Source organism: Streptomyces sp. NPDC005393 (genome assembly GCF_040606675.1).
Lineage (GTDB): Bacteria > Actinomycetota > Actinomycetes > Streptomycetales > Streptomycetaceae > Streptomyces.
In genome coordinates, this window is record NZ_JBEXFG010000001.1 from 353,548 (window position 1) to 367,826 (window position 14,279).

The following is a 14,279-nucleotide window of genomic DNA, read 5'->3' on the forward strand; positions in this document are numbered from 1 at the left end:
CACTGCGATCGCACCGATCGCCAGCCCCAGGGAGCTGTTTTCAATGAGTGCCGAGTCGCCGGGGGCGCGTGACCGTATCAGCCGCTGGCGGAAGTCCTTCCGGGCGTGGCGCTGGCAGCGCCCGTTCTGGGCGGGGCTGTTGACCCTGCTGGCAGGGCTGCCGATCATGTACTTCCCGTACAACAGCCTCAACGCGGGCGGGTTCACCATCAACCTGTCCACCACCGCGGGATCCGCCTCGCTGATCATCGGCGTGCTGTTGGTGATCCTGGGCCTGACCATGTGGTTCCAGCCCTTGGTTCGGGTATTCGCCGGAGTCGCCTCGATCCTCCTCGGCCTGGTGTCGCTTCCCGTCTCCAACATCGGCGGCTTCCTGATGGGATTTCTGCTGGCGCTGTTCGGCGGCGGCATGAGCGTCTCCTGGGCACCGGGCGAGGCGTCGGCGGCGCAGCCGGCCGAGGGGCCGGGAGCCGTACCGGAGGACGACGGGAACGGTGACAGCGTGCCGGAACCGGCCGGAGCCGGGACCGCGGCGGACCAGGATTCCATGAATGGGAGGCACCGTGCGGGGTGAAGAGGAGCAGCCGGAGGGCGCGAGCCCTCGGCGGATCAGAATGGGGCCGCGGCACGCGGCGCCGAGAAAGTCGATGCTCACTCGCCTTCAGGTGCCCACGGGCAAGGCGATAGCGCTGGCCGCCATGCCCACTGCCGTGCTCATGGGCATGGGGTTGACTCCGCAGCTCGCCTCGGCGAGCTCCAAGGCCGACGACCGGTACAAGGCCGGGCCGTGTGTGTCCCAGCCCGATGAGGCGGACAAGAGCGACGCCAAGGGCAAGGAAGCCTCGGACACCAAGGGCAAGGACACGGCGGACTCGAAGGACGACGCCAAGGACGACTCCTCGGCCGATCCGAGCCCGTCGGCCGACAAGCCCACTCCCGAGCCGTCCCCGTCCGGCTCCGCGTCCGGCTCCGGGGACAAACAGGAGTCGACGGAGCCCTCGGCATCGCCGAGCCCCTCGGAGTCCGATTCCAAGAACCCGCTGGATCCGCTGGGTGTCGGGGACGCGCTGCACAACGTCCTCACCGGTGGCGGTGGTGACGACGCCAAGGGCGACGCGTCCGCCGAGCCGAGCCCCTCGTCGACCACGAAGCCGAGCCCGTCGCCGTCCGGTACGTCCGACAAGGCCACCGACAAGGTCACGGACCCGGTCAAGGACACGGTGGACAAGGTCGGCAAGGGGGTCAAGGACACCGTCGACGGGGCGAAGAAGACCGTCGACGATGCCAAGGACGCGGCGGACAAGGCCGTTCCCACGCCGTCCGCCTCGAAGTCCGGCGGCGCCGACGGCAAGGAGGCGTACCCCTGCCCGGAGTTCGACGCCGACGCGTACAAGAACGCCGAGGCGGAGCAGACCTCCAGTCTGCTGCCCGAGGACCCCTGGACCCTCAAGAGCACCCTGCTGAGCCTGCACGGCCTGGACTACCAGGGCATCGTGAAGGTCAAGACGTACAGCGGCCAGGTCAAGAAGGTCCTGAAGTTCACCGCCAAGGGCGTGGACATCAAGGATCTGCACCAGACGGTCGTGGGCCCGGCCGGGACCACCACCCATGTGCAGGCCCGTGAGGGCTCCACCTCGACCATCCGCAACGGCACGGTGACCATGTACACCGAGGAGCTGTCGGGCAATCTGCTGGGGATCATCCCGATCACCTTCAGCCCCAAGACCCCGCCGCCGGTGAACATCCCCGAGGTCTTCTTCACCCATGTCACGGTCAAGCAGGCCGGCCAGTTCGGTGGCGATCTGACCGTACCGGGCATGCATCTGTACAAGACCGGGGGATGACCCCGCGACCACACAGGCCCGTTCGGGAGCCGCACAACCCCTCCTCAGGGAGGGGAAGCGCCCGTGGACACCGACTCCGCCCGGAATTGGTGCCCACGGGCGCAGTTGTCTGCGCCGGGCGCCGATCTGGAATCGCTCGCCGAGTGGCTGCGGGGCGAGCCCGAGTCGGCCGGCCGGGTGCGGCCGCGATCGGCGCCTCCGGCGCCCGGCGAGATGGGCGCGGTCACCGAGCCGCTGGTGGTCTCGCTCGGCGCGGGCGGCGCCGTCTCCGTCCTCGCGTCGGCGCTGCGGGCCTGGCTCTCCCAGCCCAGGAGGTCGGCGATCCGGATCAAGGTCCATGGCCCCGACGGGCGGCGCCTCGATATCGACGCGAAGCAGGTGAGCAAGGGCGCGGTGGCGGATATCCTCCGCCAGGCGCGGCGCGAAGAGCGGACGTCTGGGCCATGAGCTGAGCGGCCGGACTCCCCGGGGGAGTCCGGCCGCTCAGCCGTGACTTACTCGTTCCCGCCGCCCAGGTGGTGCACCCGGACCATGTTGGTGGTGCCGGGGACGCCCGGGGGCGAGCCCGCCGTGATGATCATGATGTCGCCCGAGGCGTAGCGGCCCAGCTTCGACAGCTCGGCGTCCACGAGGTCCACCATCGCGTCGGTGTTCTCCACATACGGCACGACAAAGGACTCCACGCCCCAGCTCAGCGTCAGCTGGTTGCGGGTGGCGAGGTCCGTGGTGAAGGCCAGGATCGGCTGCTGGGCGCGGTAGCGGGAGAGCCGGCGGGCGGTGTCGCCGGACTTGGTGAAGGCCACCAGCGACTTGGCGCCCAGGAAGTCGGCGATCTCGGCAGCCGCGCGGGCCACCGAACCGCCCTGTGTCCGCGGCTTCTTGCCGGGCACCAGCGGCTGGAGGCCGCGCGAGAGCAGCTCCTCCTCGGCCGCCTGGACGATCCGGGACATCGTCTTGACGGTCTCGAGCGGGTAGGCGCCGACCGAGGACTCGGCGGAGAGCATGACCGCGTCCGCGCCGTCCAGGATCGCGTTGGCGACATCGGACGCCTCGGCGCGGGTCGGCCGCGAGTTGGTGATCATCGACTCCATCATCTGGGTCGCGACGATCACCGGCTTGGCGTTCCGGCGGCAGAGCTCGATCAGCCGCTTCTGCACCATCGGGACCTTCTCCAGCGGGTATTCCACCGCCAGGTCGCCACGGGCCACCATGACGCCGTCGAAGGCCGCGACGACGTCCACCACATTGGCGACGGCCTGCGGCTTCTCCACCTTGGCGATCACCGGCACCCGGCGGCCCACCTCGTCCATGACGCGGTGGACGTCACGGACGTCGGCCGCGTCCCGCACGAAGGAGAGCGCGACCATGTCGCACCCCATGTGCAGGCCGAACTTCAGGTCCTCGATGTCCTTCTCGGACAGCGCGGGCACATTGACCGCCGCACCGGGGAGGTTGATCCCCTTGTGGTCGGAGATCACCCCGCCCTCGATGACGATGGTCCGCACCCGGGGACCCTCGACCGCGGTGACCCGCAGCTCGACATTGCCGTCATTGATCAGAATCTGGTCGCCCTTGGACACATCGCCCGGCAGCCCCTTGTAGGTGGTGCTGCAGATCGTCCGGTCGCCCGGCACGTCCTCGGTGGTGATGATGAACTCGTCCCCGCGGACCAGCTCCACCGGGCCGTCGGCGAAGGTCCCCAGGCGGATCTTGGGGCCCTGGAGGTCGACGAGCACGCCGACCGCGCGCCCGGTCTCCTCGGACGCCTTGCGGACGCGGTGGTACCGCTCCTCGTGCTCCGGATGGCTTCCGTGGCTCATATTGAAGCGGGCCACGTTCATCCCGGCCTCGATCAAGGACTTCAGCTGGTCGTAGGAGTCGACGGCTGGGCCCAGAGTGCAGACGATTTTGGAACGGCGCATGAGGCGGATCCTATCGGTTTGTTTCGGAGCGGAATATTCAAGGCTTGAGTCAAGGTGAGCAAAGCCCGAGAGCTAGGCGCTGACCAGGTCGAACGCCTGGCCGGCGATCTCCAGTTCCTCGTCCGTGGGCACCACGGCCACCGCGACCCGGCTGCTCCCGGCGGAGATCAGCCGCGCCGTGGTGGAGCGCAGCGCGTTGCGCACCGAGTCCACCTCGATGCCGAACGCGGTGAGGCCGCGCATCGCCGCCTCCCGCACCGCCGCGGAGTTCTCCCCCACGCCGGCGGTGAAGGCGATGGCGTCCACCCGTCCGAGTACCGCGGTGTACGCGCCCACATACTTGCGCAGCCGGTGGATGTAGATGTCAAAGGCCAGCTGTGCGGCCGCGTCGCCCTCGCCCATCCGGCGGCCGATCTCGCGCATGTCGTTGTCCCCGCACAGACCGAGCAGCCCGCTGCGCTTGTTGAGCAGGGTGTCGATCTCGTCGGTCGACATCCCGCCCACCCGGGACATATGGGAGATCGCCGCCGGGTCGATGTCCCCGGACCGGGTACCCATGACCAGGCCCTCCAACGGAGTCAGCCCCATCGAGGTCTCCACGCACACCCCGCCGCGCACGGCCGAGGCGCTGGCGCCGTTGCCCAGGTGCAGCACGATCGTGTTGACCTCGGAGACGTCCTTGCCCAGCAGCCCGGCGGTGGCCCGGGAGACATACGCGTGCGAGGTGCCGTGGAACCCGTAGCGCCGCACCCCGCACCGGTCGGCGGTCTCCACGTCGATCGCGTAGCGCGCCGCGGCCTCCGGGATCGTCGCGTGGAAGGCGGTGTCGAAGACCGCGACCTGCGGCAGATCCGGGCGCAGCGTGCGGGCCACCTTGATCCCGGTGACGTTCGCCGGGTTGTGCAGCGGGGCCAGCGGGATCAGCTTCTCGATCTCCTCGACCACCTCATCGGTGATCAGGGTCGGCTCGGTGAACCGGGTGCCGCCGTGCACCACCCGGTGGCCGACCGCCGCCAGCTCGGGCGAGTCGAGGCCCAGGCCCTGCCCCCTCAGCTCCTCGGAGACCTGCTTGAGGGCCGCCGCGTGGTCGGCGACGGGGCCCTCCCCGATCCGCTCCACGATGCCGGAGGCGAGCCGGGCGCCGTCGGCCATGTCCAGCAGCCGGTACTTGACGGACGAGGAGCCGGAGTTGAGGACGAGGACTCGGGTGCGGTTCACGCGGTCTGCGCCTTCTGCGTCGGGGACTGGGCCTGGATGGCGGTGATCGAAACGGTGTTGACGATGTCCTGGACGAGTGCCCCGCGGGACAGGTCGTTCACCGGCTTGCGCAGACCCTGGAGGACCGGGCCCACCGCCACGGCGCCCGCCGAGCGCTGTACGGCCTTGTAGGTGTTGTTGCCGGTGTTCAGGTCCGGGAAGATCAGGACGGTGGCCCGGCCCGCCACCTCGGAGTCGGGCAGCTTGGTCGCCGCGACCGCCGCGTCCACCGCCGCGTCGTACTGGATCGGGCCCTCGACCAGCAGATCCGGGCGGCACTCGCGCACGATCTCGGTCGCCTTGCGGACCTTGTCCACATCCGCCCCGGAGCCGGAGGTGCCGGTGGAGTACGACAGCATCGCGATCCGCGGCTCCACCCCGAACTGGGCGGCGGTCGTCGCCGCCTGGATGGCGATGTCCGCCAGCTGCTCGGCGTTCGGATCCGGGTTGACCGCGCAGTCGCCGTACACCAGCACCCGGTCGGCCAGGCACATGAAGAAGACGGACGAGACGATCTCGGCGCCCGGCGCGGTCTTGATGATCTCGAAGGCGGGCCGGATGGTCGCCGCGGTCGAGTGCGCGGCGCCCGAGACCATGCCGTCGGCCAGGCCCTCCTGCACCATCAGGGTGCCGAAGTACGAGACGTCGGCCACCACGTCGTACGCCAGCTCGTAGGAGACGCCCTTGTGGGCGCGGAGCCGCGCGTACCGCTCGGCGAAGCGCTCCCGCAGCGGGGAGGTCTGCGGATCGACGATATCGGCGTCCGCGAGCTGGATGCCGATACCGGCGGCGCGCTTGCGGATCACGTCCTCCTCGCCCAGCAGGGTGAGGTCGCACACATCGCGGCGCAGCAGGACGTCGGCGGCGCGCAGCACCCGCTCCTCGGTGCCCTCCGGGAGGACGACCCGGCGGCGCTGGGAGCGGGATCGCTCGATCAGCTCGTGCTCGAACATCATGGGCGTGACCCGGACGGAGCGGGCCAGCGAGATGCGGTCGGTCAGCGCGGCGGTGTCCACATGGCGCTCGAAGAGGCCGAGCGCGGTCTCGGCCTTGCGCGGCGAGTCCGCGGTGAGCTTGCCCTCGATCGCGAACAGCTCGGCCGCGGTCGGGAAGGAGCCGCCCGCCACGGACACCACCGGGGTGCCCGGGGCCAGCCGCGAGGCGAGCGCCAGGATGTCGGGGCCCGGCCGCTCGTCCAGGGTGAGCAGCACGCCGGCGATCGCGGGCGCGCCCGCGCTGTGCGCGGCGAGCGCGCCGACAATCAGGTCCGCCCGGTCGCCGGGGGTCACCACCAGGCAGCCCTCGGTCAGCGCGGGCAGGAAGCTCGGCAGCATCGCGCCGCCGAAGACGAAGTCCCGTACGTCCCGGGAGAGTCCGGAGTGATCGCCGAGCAGCACCTCGGCGCCGAGCGTGCGGACGATCTGGGAGACGGTCGGCGCGGAGAGCGCGGCGTCCTCGGGGAGCGCGTAGCAGGGCACGGGCAGCCGGGTGGCCAGCCGCTCGGCGATGGCCTCGCGGTCGTCGGGGGCGACCCGGTTGACGACGACGGCGACGACGTCGCAGCCCTGCGCCTCGTAGGCGCGGTAGGCGTTGTGCGCCTCGGCGCCCACCGACTCCGCGGTCTGGTTCTGGCCCCCGACCACCGTGATCACCGAGGCGCCGAACTCATTGGCGAGCCGTGCGTTCAGCCCCAGCTCGTCGGGGAGGCTGGTGGCGGCGTAGTCGCTGCCCAGCACCAGCACGTACGCGTACGCGCGGGCCACCTCGTGGAAGCGCTCGACCAGGTGCGAGACCAGCTCGTCGGTGCCCCGCTCGGCCTGGAACGCGGCCGCGTCCTCATAGGTCATCCCGAAGACGGACGCGGGCGACTGACTCAGCCGGTAGCGGGCCCGCAACAGATCGTAGAGACGGTCGGGATCGTCGTGCACGAGGGGGCGGAAGACGCCGACCCGGTCGACATGGCGGGTCAGGAGCTCCATGACTCCCAGCTCGACGGCCTGGCGCCCGTCGCCGCGTTCGATCCCGGTCACGTACACGCTGCGCGTCACGCGTGCTCTCCGTTCCTTTGGCGTTCCTCGGCGTTTTCCCGGTGTGCGCCACTTCGGACACAAATTGGCCATATTGGATGGCCCAGTCCTCTTGACAATACCCGCGGGCGTGATTATGGCGCTCGTCAGCGTGGGGGACACAGCATCACCTCGCCCATGAAACAATCGGACTGGCTCAGATCTACCCGTAGGGAGCAGGAGACACAGCACGATGCGCATCGGAGTTCTCACCGCAGGCGGCGACTGCCCCGGCCTGAACGCTGTGATCCGGTCGGTCGTCCACCGCGCGGTGGCCGGCCATGGTGACGAGGTCATCGGGTTCGAGGACGGCTTCAAGGGCCTGCTCGACGGCCGTCACCGCAAGCTCGACCTCGACGCGGTCAGCGGCATCCTCGCCCGCGGCGGCACCATCCTCGGCTCCTCCCGGCTGGAGCGGGCCCGGCTGCGCGAGGCGTGCGAGACCTCCAAGGACCACGCCCGCGACTACGGTATAGACGTGCTGATCCCGATCGGCGGCGAGGGCACCCTCACCGCCGCCCGGATGCTCTCGGACGCGGGGCTGCCGATCGTCGGCGTCCCCAAGACGATCGACAACGACATCTCCTCCACCGACCGCACCTTCGGCTTCGACACCGCCGTCGGCGTCGCCACCGAGGCGATGGACCGGCTCAAGACCACCGCCGAGTCGCATCAGCGGGTCATGGTCGTCGAGGTCATGGGCCGCCACGCGGGCTGGATCGCGCTGGAGTCCGGTATGGCGGGCGGTGCGCACGGCATCTGTCTGCCGGAGCGGCCCTTCGAGGTCGACGGGCTGGTGAAGATGATCGAGGAGCGCTTCGCCCGCGGCAAGAAGTTCGCGGTCATCTGTGTCGCCGAGGGCGCCCACCCCGCCGAGGGCTCGATGGAGTACCAGAAGGGCGAGATCGACCAGTACGGCCATGAGCGGTTCGCCGGTATCGGCAACCGCCTCGCGGCCGAGCTGGAGCGGCGCCTGGGCAAGGAGGCCCGTCCGGTCATCCTCGGCCATGTGCAGCGCGGCGGCACCCCCACCGCGTACGACCGTGTGCTGGCCACCCGCTTCGGCTGGCACGCCGTCGAGGCCGCGCACCGCGGCGACTTCGGCATGATGACCGCGCTGCGCGGCACGGACATCACGATGGTGCCGATCGCCGAGGCCGTCACCGAGCTCAAGACCGTCCCCGTGAACCGCATGGACGAGGCCGAGTCGGTCTTCTGAGCCACCTCCTGGTACTGTCCCGGCCTGATCTTGGCGGACGCAGGATCAAGGGGGGATGAAGGAGCAACGGGCGGGATGCGTGGGTTATGGGACCGGGTGCGGCTGCGCCGCACCGTCCTCTTCGTACTGATCACAGCGCTGGTCGCGAGTGGTGTCGCCCTCGCGAACCTTGGCGGCGACGGCGGCCATCTCGCCGCCAACCGGGACCAGTTGCGCAAGGCGTGCGACGGCACGCTGCCGTACGGCGACCTCGAACGGCTGGTGCGTGACGGCCGGCCGGGCGAGCTGAGCCAGCACGGCACGATGCTCGCCCCGGGCCGGCAGAGCCGGTCCCTGCTGGACTGCTCGCTGAACTGGGGAGCCGGCTACGGGGTCACGGTCCACGCCGAGGCACTGGTCTCCGATGTGCCCGAGGCCGTGAAGACCCGCGAACTCCTCGATACGGGCGGCGGCGCCTTTGTCGCGCCCGGCACCACCGGCCAGTACGGCAAGCGGGGCGCCTGGCTGGTGGCCGACTGTCTGTACGGACTCAGCGGCCGGGTCCGGCCGACGACCGATCTGTATGTCACCGCCCGGGTGACCGCCGGGGCCGACCAGGGCAAGGGCGAGCCCGACCGCACCGCCGCGCTCACCGGCTTCCGTACCGCCGTCCATGTCGCGAACGCCATCACCAAGGCCCAGCACTGCGGCTCCGCCCCGCTGGACCTGCCCACCGATGTGGTGAACACGGACGAGACACATGGCGCGCCCGGCCGTGATCTGCGCACCTGCGGATGGATCAGTGGCTCCTCGCTCCCCGGCGTCAGGTCCGGCACCTGGACCACCGTCGGCGATCTGCAGGAGTCCACGCGCCTGAGCGCCTGCGCCGGCGCCTGGGACGCGGACGCCGAGCGGAATGAGGGCGAGCGCCCGAAGCAGTGGCAGATCACCGGGGTCGAGGCGGCCAGCTGGTCGGGGATCCTCGGCCGGTCCGCCTATGACGCGTACGAGCGCGAGGGCCATGTGCCCGGCTGGGGAGCGGACGAGGAGAGCCGGCGCCCCTCCGAGGCCGGTCCCGAAGCGGACGCCAAGACCGATGCCAAGACCGACTCCGACTCCGACTCCGAGTCCGACTCCCCGTCCGGCTCCGGGACCGGCTCCGGGGCGGATCGGCGCGAAGACCGCATCTCCTCCGATGTGAGCCATCCCCAACTCGCCCTGTGGGCCCGGTCGGTGTGCGGCGGCCGGGCCACCTACCACCGCGTCTCCGTCCTCCCTGAGGTCCGGCTCGCGGACGGTGAGACCGCCGTCCTCGGCGCCGAGGACCGCGCCAAGCTCTCCCGCACCGCGCGCACCGTGCTGGACCGCTATCTCAGCGCCAAGGACGGCTGGCCGAAGTCCGCGGACTGCCGCGATACGAAGGTGCTCGGGGAGGTGGAGCAGTGGCACTGACCCCACCACGGCTCAGCCGGCGGCACCTACGGGCCCTCGTGGCCGCCGTCGTCGCGCCGGCCGCCCTCACCGGCGCGATCGTCTGGTTCGCGGGCAGCGACGACCGGGCGCTGGACGAGGCGTGCGACGGGGTGCTCCCCGTCGGCGACGTCCGCGCCGTGCTCGGCGACGACGGGCTGGACGTCACCAACCGCACCAAGGGCTCCTTCGGCGCCAAGAGCGAGGGCGCCAAGAGCGACGGCGGCAGCAGCGACGGGGGCAAGCGGGGCAACACCCTGTCCGTCCACTGCCAGGTGACCGCCGGGGACAAGGGCCGCCTCTCGGTGACCATCGCCGGCTCGCCCCGCCCCCACAGCGCGTACGGACGCGGCGAGCTCTACATCGCCGTACCCGCCCGCGACACCCTGCCCGTCCCGCTGGGCCACGGCTGGTCCGGCCTCTTCGCCACCGACACCGCACGGCTCGGCGACGCCAAGGACGGCACCGCGACCGCCGCCGTCCTGCTCGACTGCGACCGGCGCGGCGACAGCCTGCTGATCACCGTCGAGACCGCGCTCGGCGGCGACGCCACCCTCGACGACCCCGCCGCCCGCCCCGACTTCGTCCGCACCGCCACCGCCACCGCCAAGGCGGCCAACGACCACTGGCACTGCGGCGCGCCCCTCGGCAAACCGGTCCGCGGCGTCGGCCTCCCGGTGAACAAGGACGAGTACGAACCCCTCCTCGGCGCCAAGGGCACCTGCGCCGGCGTCCCCACGGCCTCCCGCTCCGCTGTCTCCACCGCCCGCGAGACCGCCCGCGGCCGGGCCCCGCGCGAGGTCTGCGCCCTGGGCGCCCGCGACGGCTCACCCCGCTACCGGCTGGAGGCGTACTACGGCCCGTACGCCGAGGACACCCGCTCCCAGTACACCCGGGACCACGACTACGAGAACGTCACCCCCGCCGAGAAGCCCGCCGGACGGCTCGGCCAGAGCGCCTACTGGGCCTCCGCCCCGTGCCCGGCCGGCGCCGAGCCCGCCCTCTATCTCATCCGCGCCGACGACGCCGACGGCGACACCCGCCGCCGCCCGGACCTGGCGTACGAACGCGCCGCCCTCAAGGCGTTCGCCACCCGCTCCGCCGCACACCACGGCTGCACCGTGCCGTCCCTCCCCGACACGTGACCGGCCGGCGGCGCCGTCACCCCTTGACGGCGCCGCCCAGCGCGAAGCCGCCGCCCATGCGGCGGGCGATCAGCACGTACAGCAGGACCACCGGGGTGGAGTAGAGGATCGAGAAGGCGGCCAGCTGGCCGTAGACCACCTGGCCGTAGTTGCCGAAGAAGGTGAAGATGGAGACCGACGCCGGAAGTTGGTCGGGGGAGAGCAGCAGCATGAAGGGGACGAAGAAATTGCCCCACATCATGATGAAGCTGTAGATCATCACCACCGTGATCCCCGGCCCCATCAGCGGCAGGATGACGCGCGTCAGGCTCTGCAGCCACGACGCGCCGTCCGTCCACGCCGCCTCCTCCAGGATCACCGGCACGCCGTCCATGAAGTTCTTCATCAGCCAGATGGCGAAGGGGAGCTGGGAGGCGGCCAGGAAGAGGGCCGTGCCCGACATGGTGTCGATCAGGTCCACCTGGACGAAGAGGCCGTAGACCGGGACCATGATCGCGGTGATCGGCAGACAGGTGGTGAACAGCACCGTCAGCAGATACGGGCGCACCAGGCGGGAGCGGAAGCGGGAGAGCGGATAGGCGGCCGGCGCCGCGCACGCGACCGTCAGCACGGTCGCGCTGCCGCACAGCAGCAGGCTGTTCAGCATGGGCGTGAAGGTGATCTCGTCCGTCCACACCGCCGAGAAGTTGTCGAGCGTGGGGGAGCCGGGCGCCGATACCCGCAAGGTGGCCGCGCCGTCGACCGAGGCCAGCACCAGCCACGCCAGCGGAAGGAGAAACGCCGCCGCGACGGCCAGCAGAGCGGTGTCGGCGGCCAGCCGGCGGCGGACGCGAGGGGACCAGAGGGGACGGGGCCAGGGATCACGGGAGAGTGCGGACAACCTGGGACCTCCTCGCGCGGCGAGCGCAGTCGATCAGCGTCCCGTCCATGAAACCGTGTGCCCCACCGTGGGGGAAGACCGGTGCGGACCTCTGGCTGTCTTCGGCTACTCCACGAAATAGCTGTCGGGGCGGACCAGGAAGTCGGCGAACTCCTGGCCGCCGCGCTGAGCCGGCTCCGGAGCCGGCCCGCCGGGCGGCGACGGCGCGGTCTGGGCCCCCACCGCCCCGATGCGCGTCTGTGCGCCGAAGGCGCGAGACGGCGCCGCCCTCAGAAACGGCGTTGGCTCAGCCGGTCGTCGGGAAGGCGTTCACCCCCGTGAGGTCGGCGGAGAGGCGCCACAGCCGCTCCGCCGCCCCCGGGTCCGTCGCATACGTGCGTACGCCCGCGATGAGCTCGCCCTCGCCCGCCGGCTCGGCGATGTCGCAGTCCTCGCAGTAGACGCCGCCCGCGCCCGTCAGCCGGGGGGACGTCGCCGCCCACACCTGGGTCGCCGCGCCCTGTTCGGGTGTCTTGAACGAGCCTGCCCAGGTGCCGTTCTCGTCCATCCAGCCGGCGGCGACCATCTCTTCCTTGGGGACGTGGCGGGCCAGCTGGGTGGCGATGGTGCCGGGGTGGACCGAGAAGGCGCGGACGCCGGCGTCCCGGCCCAGGGCGTCGAGCCGGACGGCGAACAGGGCGTTGGCCGTCTTGGCCTGGCCATATGCCCGCCACTTGTCGTAGCCGTGCTCGAAGCGGACGTCGTCCCAGTGGATATCGGAGAGCTGATGGCCGTTGGAGGACACCGAGACGACGCGCGCCCCGCCCCGCGCGCCGCCCTGGGCGATCGCGGGCCAGAGGTGGTTGACGAGGGCGTAGTGGCCGAGGTGGTTGATGGCGAACTGGGCCTCCCAGCCCGGTCCGACGCGGGTCTCCGGGCAGGCCATGATCCCGGCGTTGTTGATCACGAGGTCGATGGGACGGCCGGAGGCGAGGAGGCGTTCGGCGAAGGCACGGACGCTGTCCAGGTCGGCGAGATCCAGTTCGTCGACCTCGACGCCGTCGATGCCGGCGACCGCCTCCTCAGCCGTCGCGCGCCGCCGCGCGGGGACCATGACCGTGGCCCCGGCGCGGGCGAGCGCCCGTGTCGTCTCCAGACCCAGGCCCGAGTAGCCGCCGGTGACGACCGCGAACTTATCCGTGAGGTCGATCCCGCGCAGGACCTCCTCGGTGGTGCTCCGGGCTCCGAAGCCCGAGCCGATCCGGTGCTGGGGTGTTGTCATGCGGCGAAGCTATGGCCTGGAGGGCGCTCGAAGTCAACGCACGGGCCATGCCGCGGGCCGGGTTCACTCCGGTGCGCTCGAGGACGGCGGGACGCGGTCGTCGTCGGCCGGCCGCGCGCGGCCGGCCGGAAGACGCTTTCCCGCCTCCGTGACGCCGTCGAGGGCCGGTGCCGACAGCTGTCCTGTCTTGATATGGGCGCAACAAACGGCTTCTACGGTGGGGGTCCATGACCACCGTCACTCGTCCCAAGCCCCGAACGGCCGTCGTTGTGGCGGCCGTTCTCGCCCTCGTCGCGGCCCTGGTGACCCTTGGCCCGCTCTCGTGTGCCTCCGGCGACGCGGACAACGGCAGAGCCAGGGTCCGGCCATCCTGGACAGCCGCCGACTGGACCTGAGCAAGGCGTACTTCCTCACCTCCGGTATCGGCGGCGCACGCCCTCGGACAACGGCACCCTGGGCACACGGCCACCTGGACCGCTACGTCGACCTGCGCACCGCGAGCGACTTCGACCAGCCGTACCAGGGACAGAGCGCCAAGGAGGCGCTGTCGGCCTTCCCGGGCTTCAGGATCTCCGTTGGCCCAGGAGACCTCGTCCGGCACCTCGATCTCGGCGTGCAGGGCACGCAGGGCCGGGGTCGCGGCCACACACGCCCCCACTTGAAGCGCTCTCCCGGATGAATCCGGGAGATTCCTACCTACCTTGCTGAGCCATGCCTGATTTCGTGTACCGCAAGTCGAGCTACAGCAACGCAGAACGCGAGTGCGTCGAGGTGGCCACCAACGTGCCCGGCACGGTGGCCGTACGCGACTCCAAGGACCCCGACGGCCCCAGTGCACGCCCGCCGCCTGGGCGGCTTTCCGGGCCGCTCTTACCGAGGGGCTTGGGGCGCCGCACGCCCCCGTGCTCCCGGTCCAGGCCGGGGCCATGGCTATGCTGACGCCCGCGTGGCGTGTTTCGAACGAGTGAGCTGCTCGGTGACCTAGGGGGAAGGTGGGGCGCGTGGCCAAGCCTGTGCGTGCGGCTATCGGGGATGTGTGGATCACCTGCACGTTCTGCAAGGGCGATCTGTTCCGGGACCGTGAGGTGAAACTCAACAGCTCCGGCATGGAGTTGCTGAACTTCGCCTGGGCGAACGAGTCGGCGACCGGGCTGATCTGCCGGAACTGCGGCTACGTTCACCTGTTCGCGAACCGGGACCTTGAGCTGTACAAGGCCAAGAAGGGCGAGCGCTGAT

Annotated in this window: 13 protein-coding genes and 1 pseudogene; 9 read left to right on the forward strand and 5 right to left on the reverse strand. The window is 70.9% G+C overall.

Annotation, left to right across the window (positions count from 1 at the left end):
• The first annotated feature begins 43 nt into the window (after nt 1-43).
• The 3 genes from ABZS71_RS01770 to ABZS71_RS01780 all read left to right on the forward strand — a co-directional run bounded on the left by ABZS71_RS01770 (nt 44) and on the right by ABZS71_RS01780 (nt 2,291).
• Complete coding sequence (locus ABZS71_RS01770) at nt 44-574, forward strand: DUF6114 domain-containing protein (protein WP_355846677.1); 531 nt, start codon at nt 44-46, stop codon at nt 572-574.
• 73 nt (nt 575-647) lie between these two features.
• A complete protein-coding gene (locus ABZS71_RS01775) occupies nt 648-1,844 on the forward strand; it encodes a hydrogenase expression protein HypF (RefSeq protein WP_356206638.1) in 1,197 nt (398 codons plus the stop codon).
• A gap of 63 nt (nt 1,845-1,907) precedes the next feature.
• The gene (locus ABZS71_RS01780; protein ID WP_356206639.1) at nt 1,908-2,291 is read left to right on the forward strand and encodes a hypothetical protein; all 384 of its coding nucleotides are present in this window, start codon (nt 1,908-1,910) and stop codon (nt 2,289-2,291) included.
• A gap of 47 nt (nt 2,292-2,338) precedes the next feature.
• On the opposite strand, the gene pyk is transcribed toward ABZS71_RS01780, so the two are convergent.
• From pyk to pta, 3 genes are all read right to left on the reverse strand, one after another.
• Nucleotides 2,339-3,766: a pyruvate kinase gene (pyk, locus tag ABZS71_RS01785; RefSeq protein WP_356206642.1), complete on the reverse strand. Its 1,428-nt coding sequence runs from the start codon at nt 3,764-3,766 to the stop codon at nt 2,339-2,341.
• Nucleotides 3,767-3,838: 72 nt separating this feature from the next.
• Complete coding sequence (locus tag ABZS71_RS01790; protein WP_356206645.1) at nt 3,839-4,984, reverse strand: acetate kinase; 1,146 nt, start codon at nt 4,982-4,984, stop codon at nt 3,839-3,841.
• The gene (gene pta, locus ABZS71_RS01795; RefSeq protein WP_355846692.1) at nt 4,981-7,071 is read right to left on the reverse strand and encodes a phosphate acetyltransferase; all 2,091 of its coding nucleotides are present in this window, start codon (nt 7,069-7,071) and stop codon (nt 4,981-4,983) included. The genes ABZS71_RS01790 and pta overlap by 4 nt, the downstream gene beginning before the upstream one ends.
• A gap of 211 nt (nt 7,072-7,282) precedes the next feature.
• Here pta and ABZS71_RS01800 point away from each other — a divergent pair, with 211 nt between their 5' ends.
• The 3 genes from ABZS71_RS01800 to ABZS71_RS01810 all read left to right on the forward strand — a co-directional run bounded on the left by ABZS71_RS01800 (nt 7,283) and on the right by ABZS71_RS01810 (nt 10,902).
• A complete protein-coding gene (locus ABZS71_RS01800; RefSeq protein ID WP_356206647.1) occupies nt 7,283-8,308 on the forward strand; it encodes an ATP-dependent 6-phosphofructokinase in 1,026 nt (341 codons plus the stop codon).
• Between the two features lie 75 nt (nt 8,309-8,383).
• Complete coding sequence (locus tag ABZS71_RS01805; RefSeq protein WP_356206650.1) at nt 8,384-9,739, forward strand: hypothetical protein; 1,356 nt, start codon at nt 8,384-8,386, stop codon at nt 9,737-9,739.
• On the forward strand, nt 9,730-10,902 hold the full coding sequence (locus ABZS71_RS01810) for a hypothetical protein (RefSeq protein ID WP_355846699.1): 1,173 nt from the start codon (nt 9,730-9,732) through the stop codon (nt 10,900-10,902). Before ABZS71_RS01805 ends, ABZS71_RS01810 begins: the two co-directional genes overlap by 10 nt.
• Nucleotides 10,903-10,918: 16 nt before the next feature.
• Here ABZS71_RS01810 and ABZS71_RS01815 read toward each other — a convergent pair whose 3' ends face one another.
• Complete coding sequence (locus ABZS71_RS01815) at nt 10,919-11,782, reverse strand: carbohydrate ABC transporter permease (RefSeq protein ID WP_355846701.1); 864 nt, start codon at nt 11,780-11,782, stop codon at nt 10,919-10,921.
• 286 nt (nt 11,783-12,068) lie between these two features.
• Nucleotides 12,069-13,043, reverse strand: a complete 975-nt coding sequence (locus ABZS71_RS01820) for an SDR family NAD(P)-dependent oxidoreductase (protein WP_356206652.1) — start codon at nt 13,041-13,043, stop codon at nt 12,069-12,071.
• A gap of 227 nt (nt 13,044-13,270) precedes the next feature.
• On the opposite strand from ABZS71_RS01820, the gene ABZS71_RS01825 reads away from it, so the two are divergent.
• The 3 genes and pseudogenes from ABZS71_RS01825 to ABZS71_RS01835 all read left to right on the forward strand — a co-directional run bounded on the left by ABZS71_RS01825 (nt 13,271) and on the right by ABZS71_RS01835 (nt 14,278).
• A complete protein-coding gene (locus ABZS71_RS01825; protein WP_356206655.1) occupies nt 13,271-13,438 on the forward strand; it encodes a hypothetical protein in 168 nt (55 codons plus the stop codon).
• 316 nt (nt 13,439-13,754) lie between these two features.
• Nucleotides 13,755-13,915, forward strand: a pseudogene (locus ABZS71_RS01830) (DUF397 domain-containing protein); the annotation flags it as partial.
• Between the two features lie 129 nt (nt 13,916-14,044).
• Nucleotides 14,045-14,278 carry a hypothetical protein gene (locus ABZS71_RS01835; RefSeq protein ID WP_356206657.1) on the forward strand — a complete coding sequence of 78 codons (234 nt, stop codon included), beginning with the start codon at nt 14,045-14,047 and terminating at the stop codon, nt 14,276-14,278.
• Nucleotide 14,279 lies beyond the last annotated feature (1 nt).

Bases quoted from the DNA above. Each gene is read 5' to 3' on its own strand.
- ABZS71_RS01775 (WP_356206638.1), top strand. From the start codon at position 648: ATGCTCACTCGCCTTCAGGTGCCCACGGGCAAGGCGATAGCGCTGGCC.
- ABZS71_RS01800 (WP_356206647.1), top strand. From the start codon at position 7,283: ATGCGCATCGGAGTTCTCACCGCAGGCGGCGACTGCCCCGGCCTGAAC.
- ABZS71_RS01820 (WP_356206652.1), bottom strand. From the start codon at position 13,043: ATGACAACACCCCAGCACCGGATCGGCTCGGGCTTCGGAGCCCGGAGC.
- ABZS71_RS01825 (WP_356206655.1), top strand. From the start codon at position 13,271: ATGACCACCGTCACTCGTCCCAAGCCCCGAACGGCCGTCGTTGTGGCG.
- ABZS71_RS01770 (WP_355846677.1), top strand. From the start codon at position 44: ATGAGTGCCGAGTCGCCGGGGGCGCGTGACCGTATCAGCCGCTGGCGG.
- pyk (WP_356206642.1), bottom strand. From the start codon at position 3,766: ATGCGCCGTTCCAAAATCGTCTGCACTCTGGGCCCAGCCGTCGACTCC.
- ABZS71_RS01805 (WP_356206650.1), top strand. From the start codon at position 8,384: ATGCGTGGGTTATGGGACCGGGTGCGGCTGCGCCGCACCGTCCTCTTC.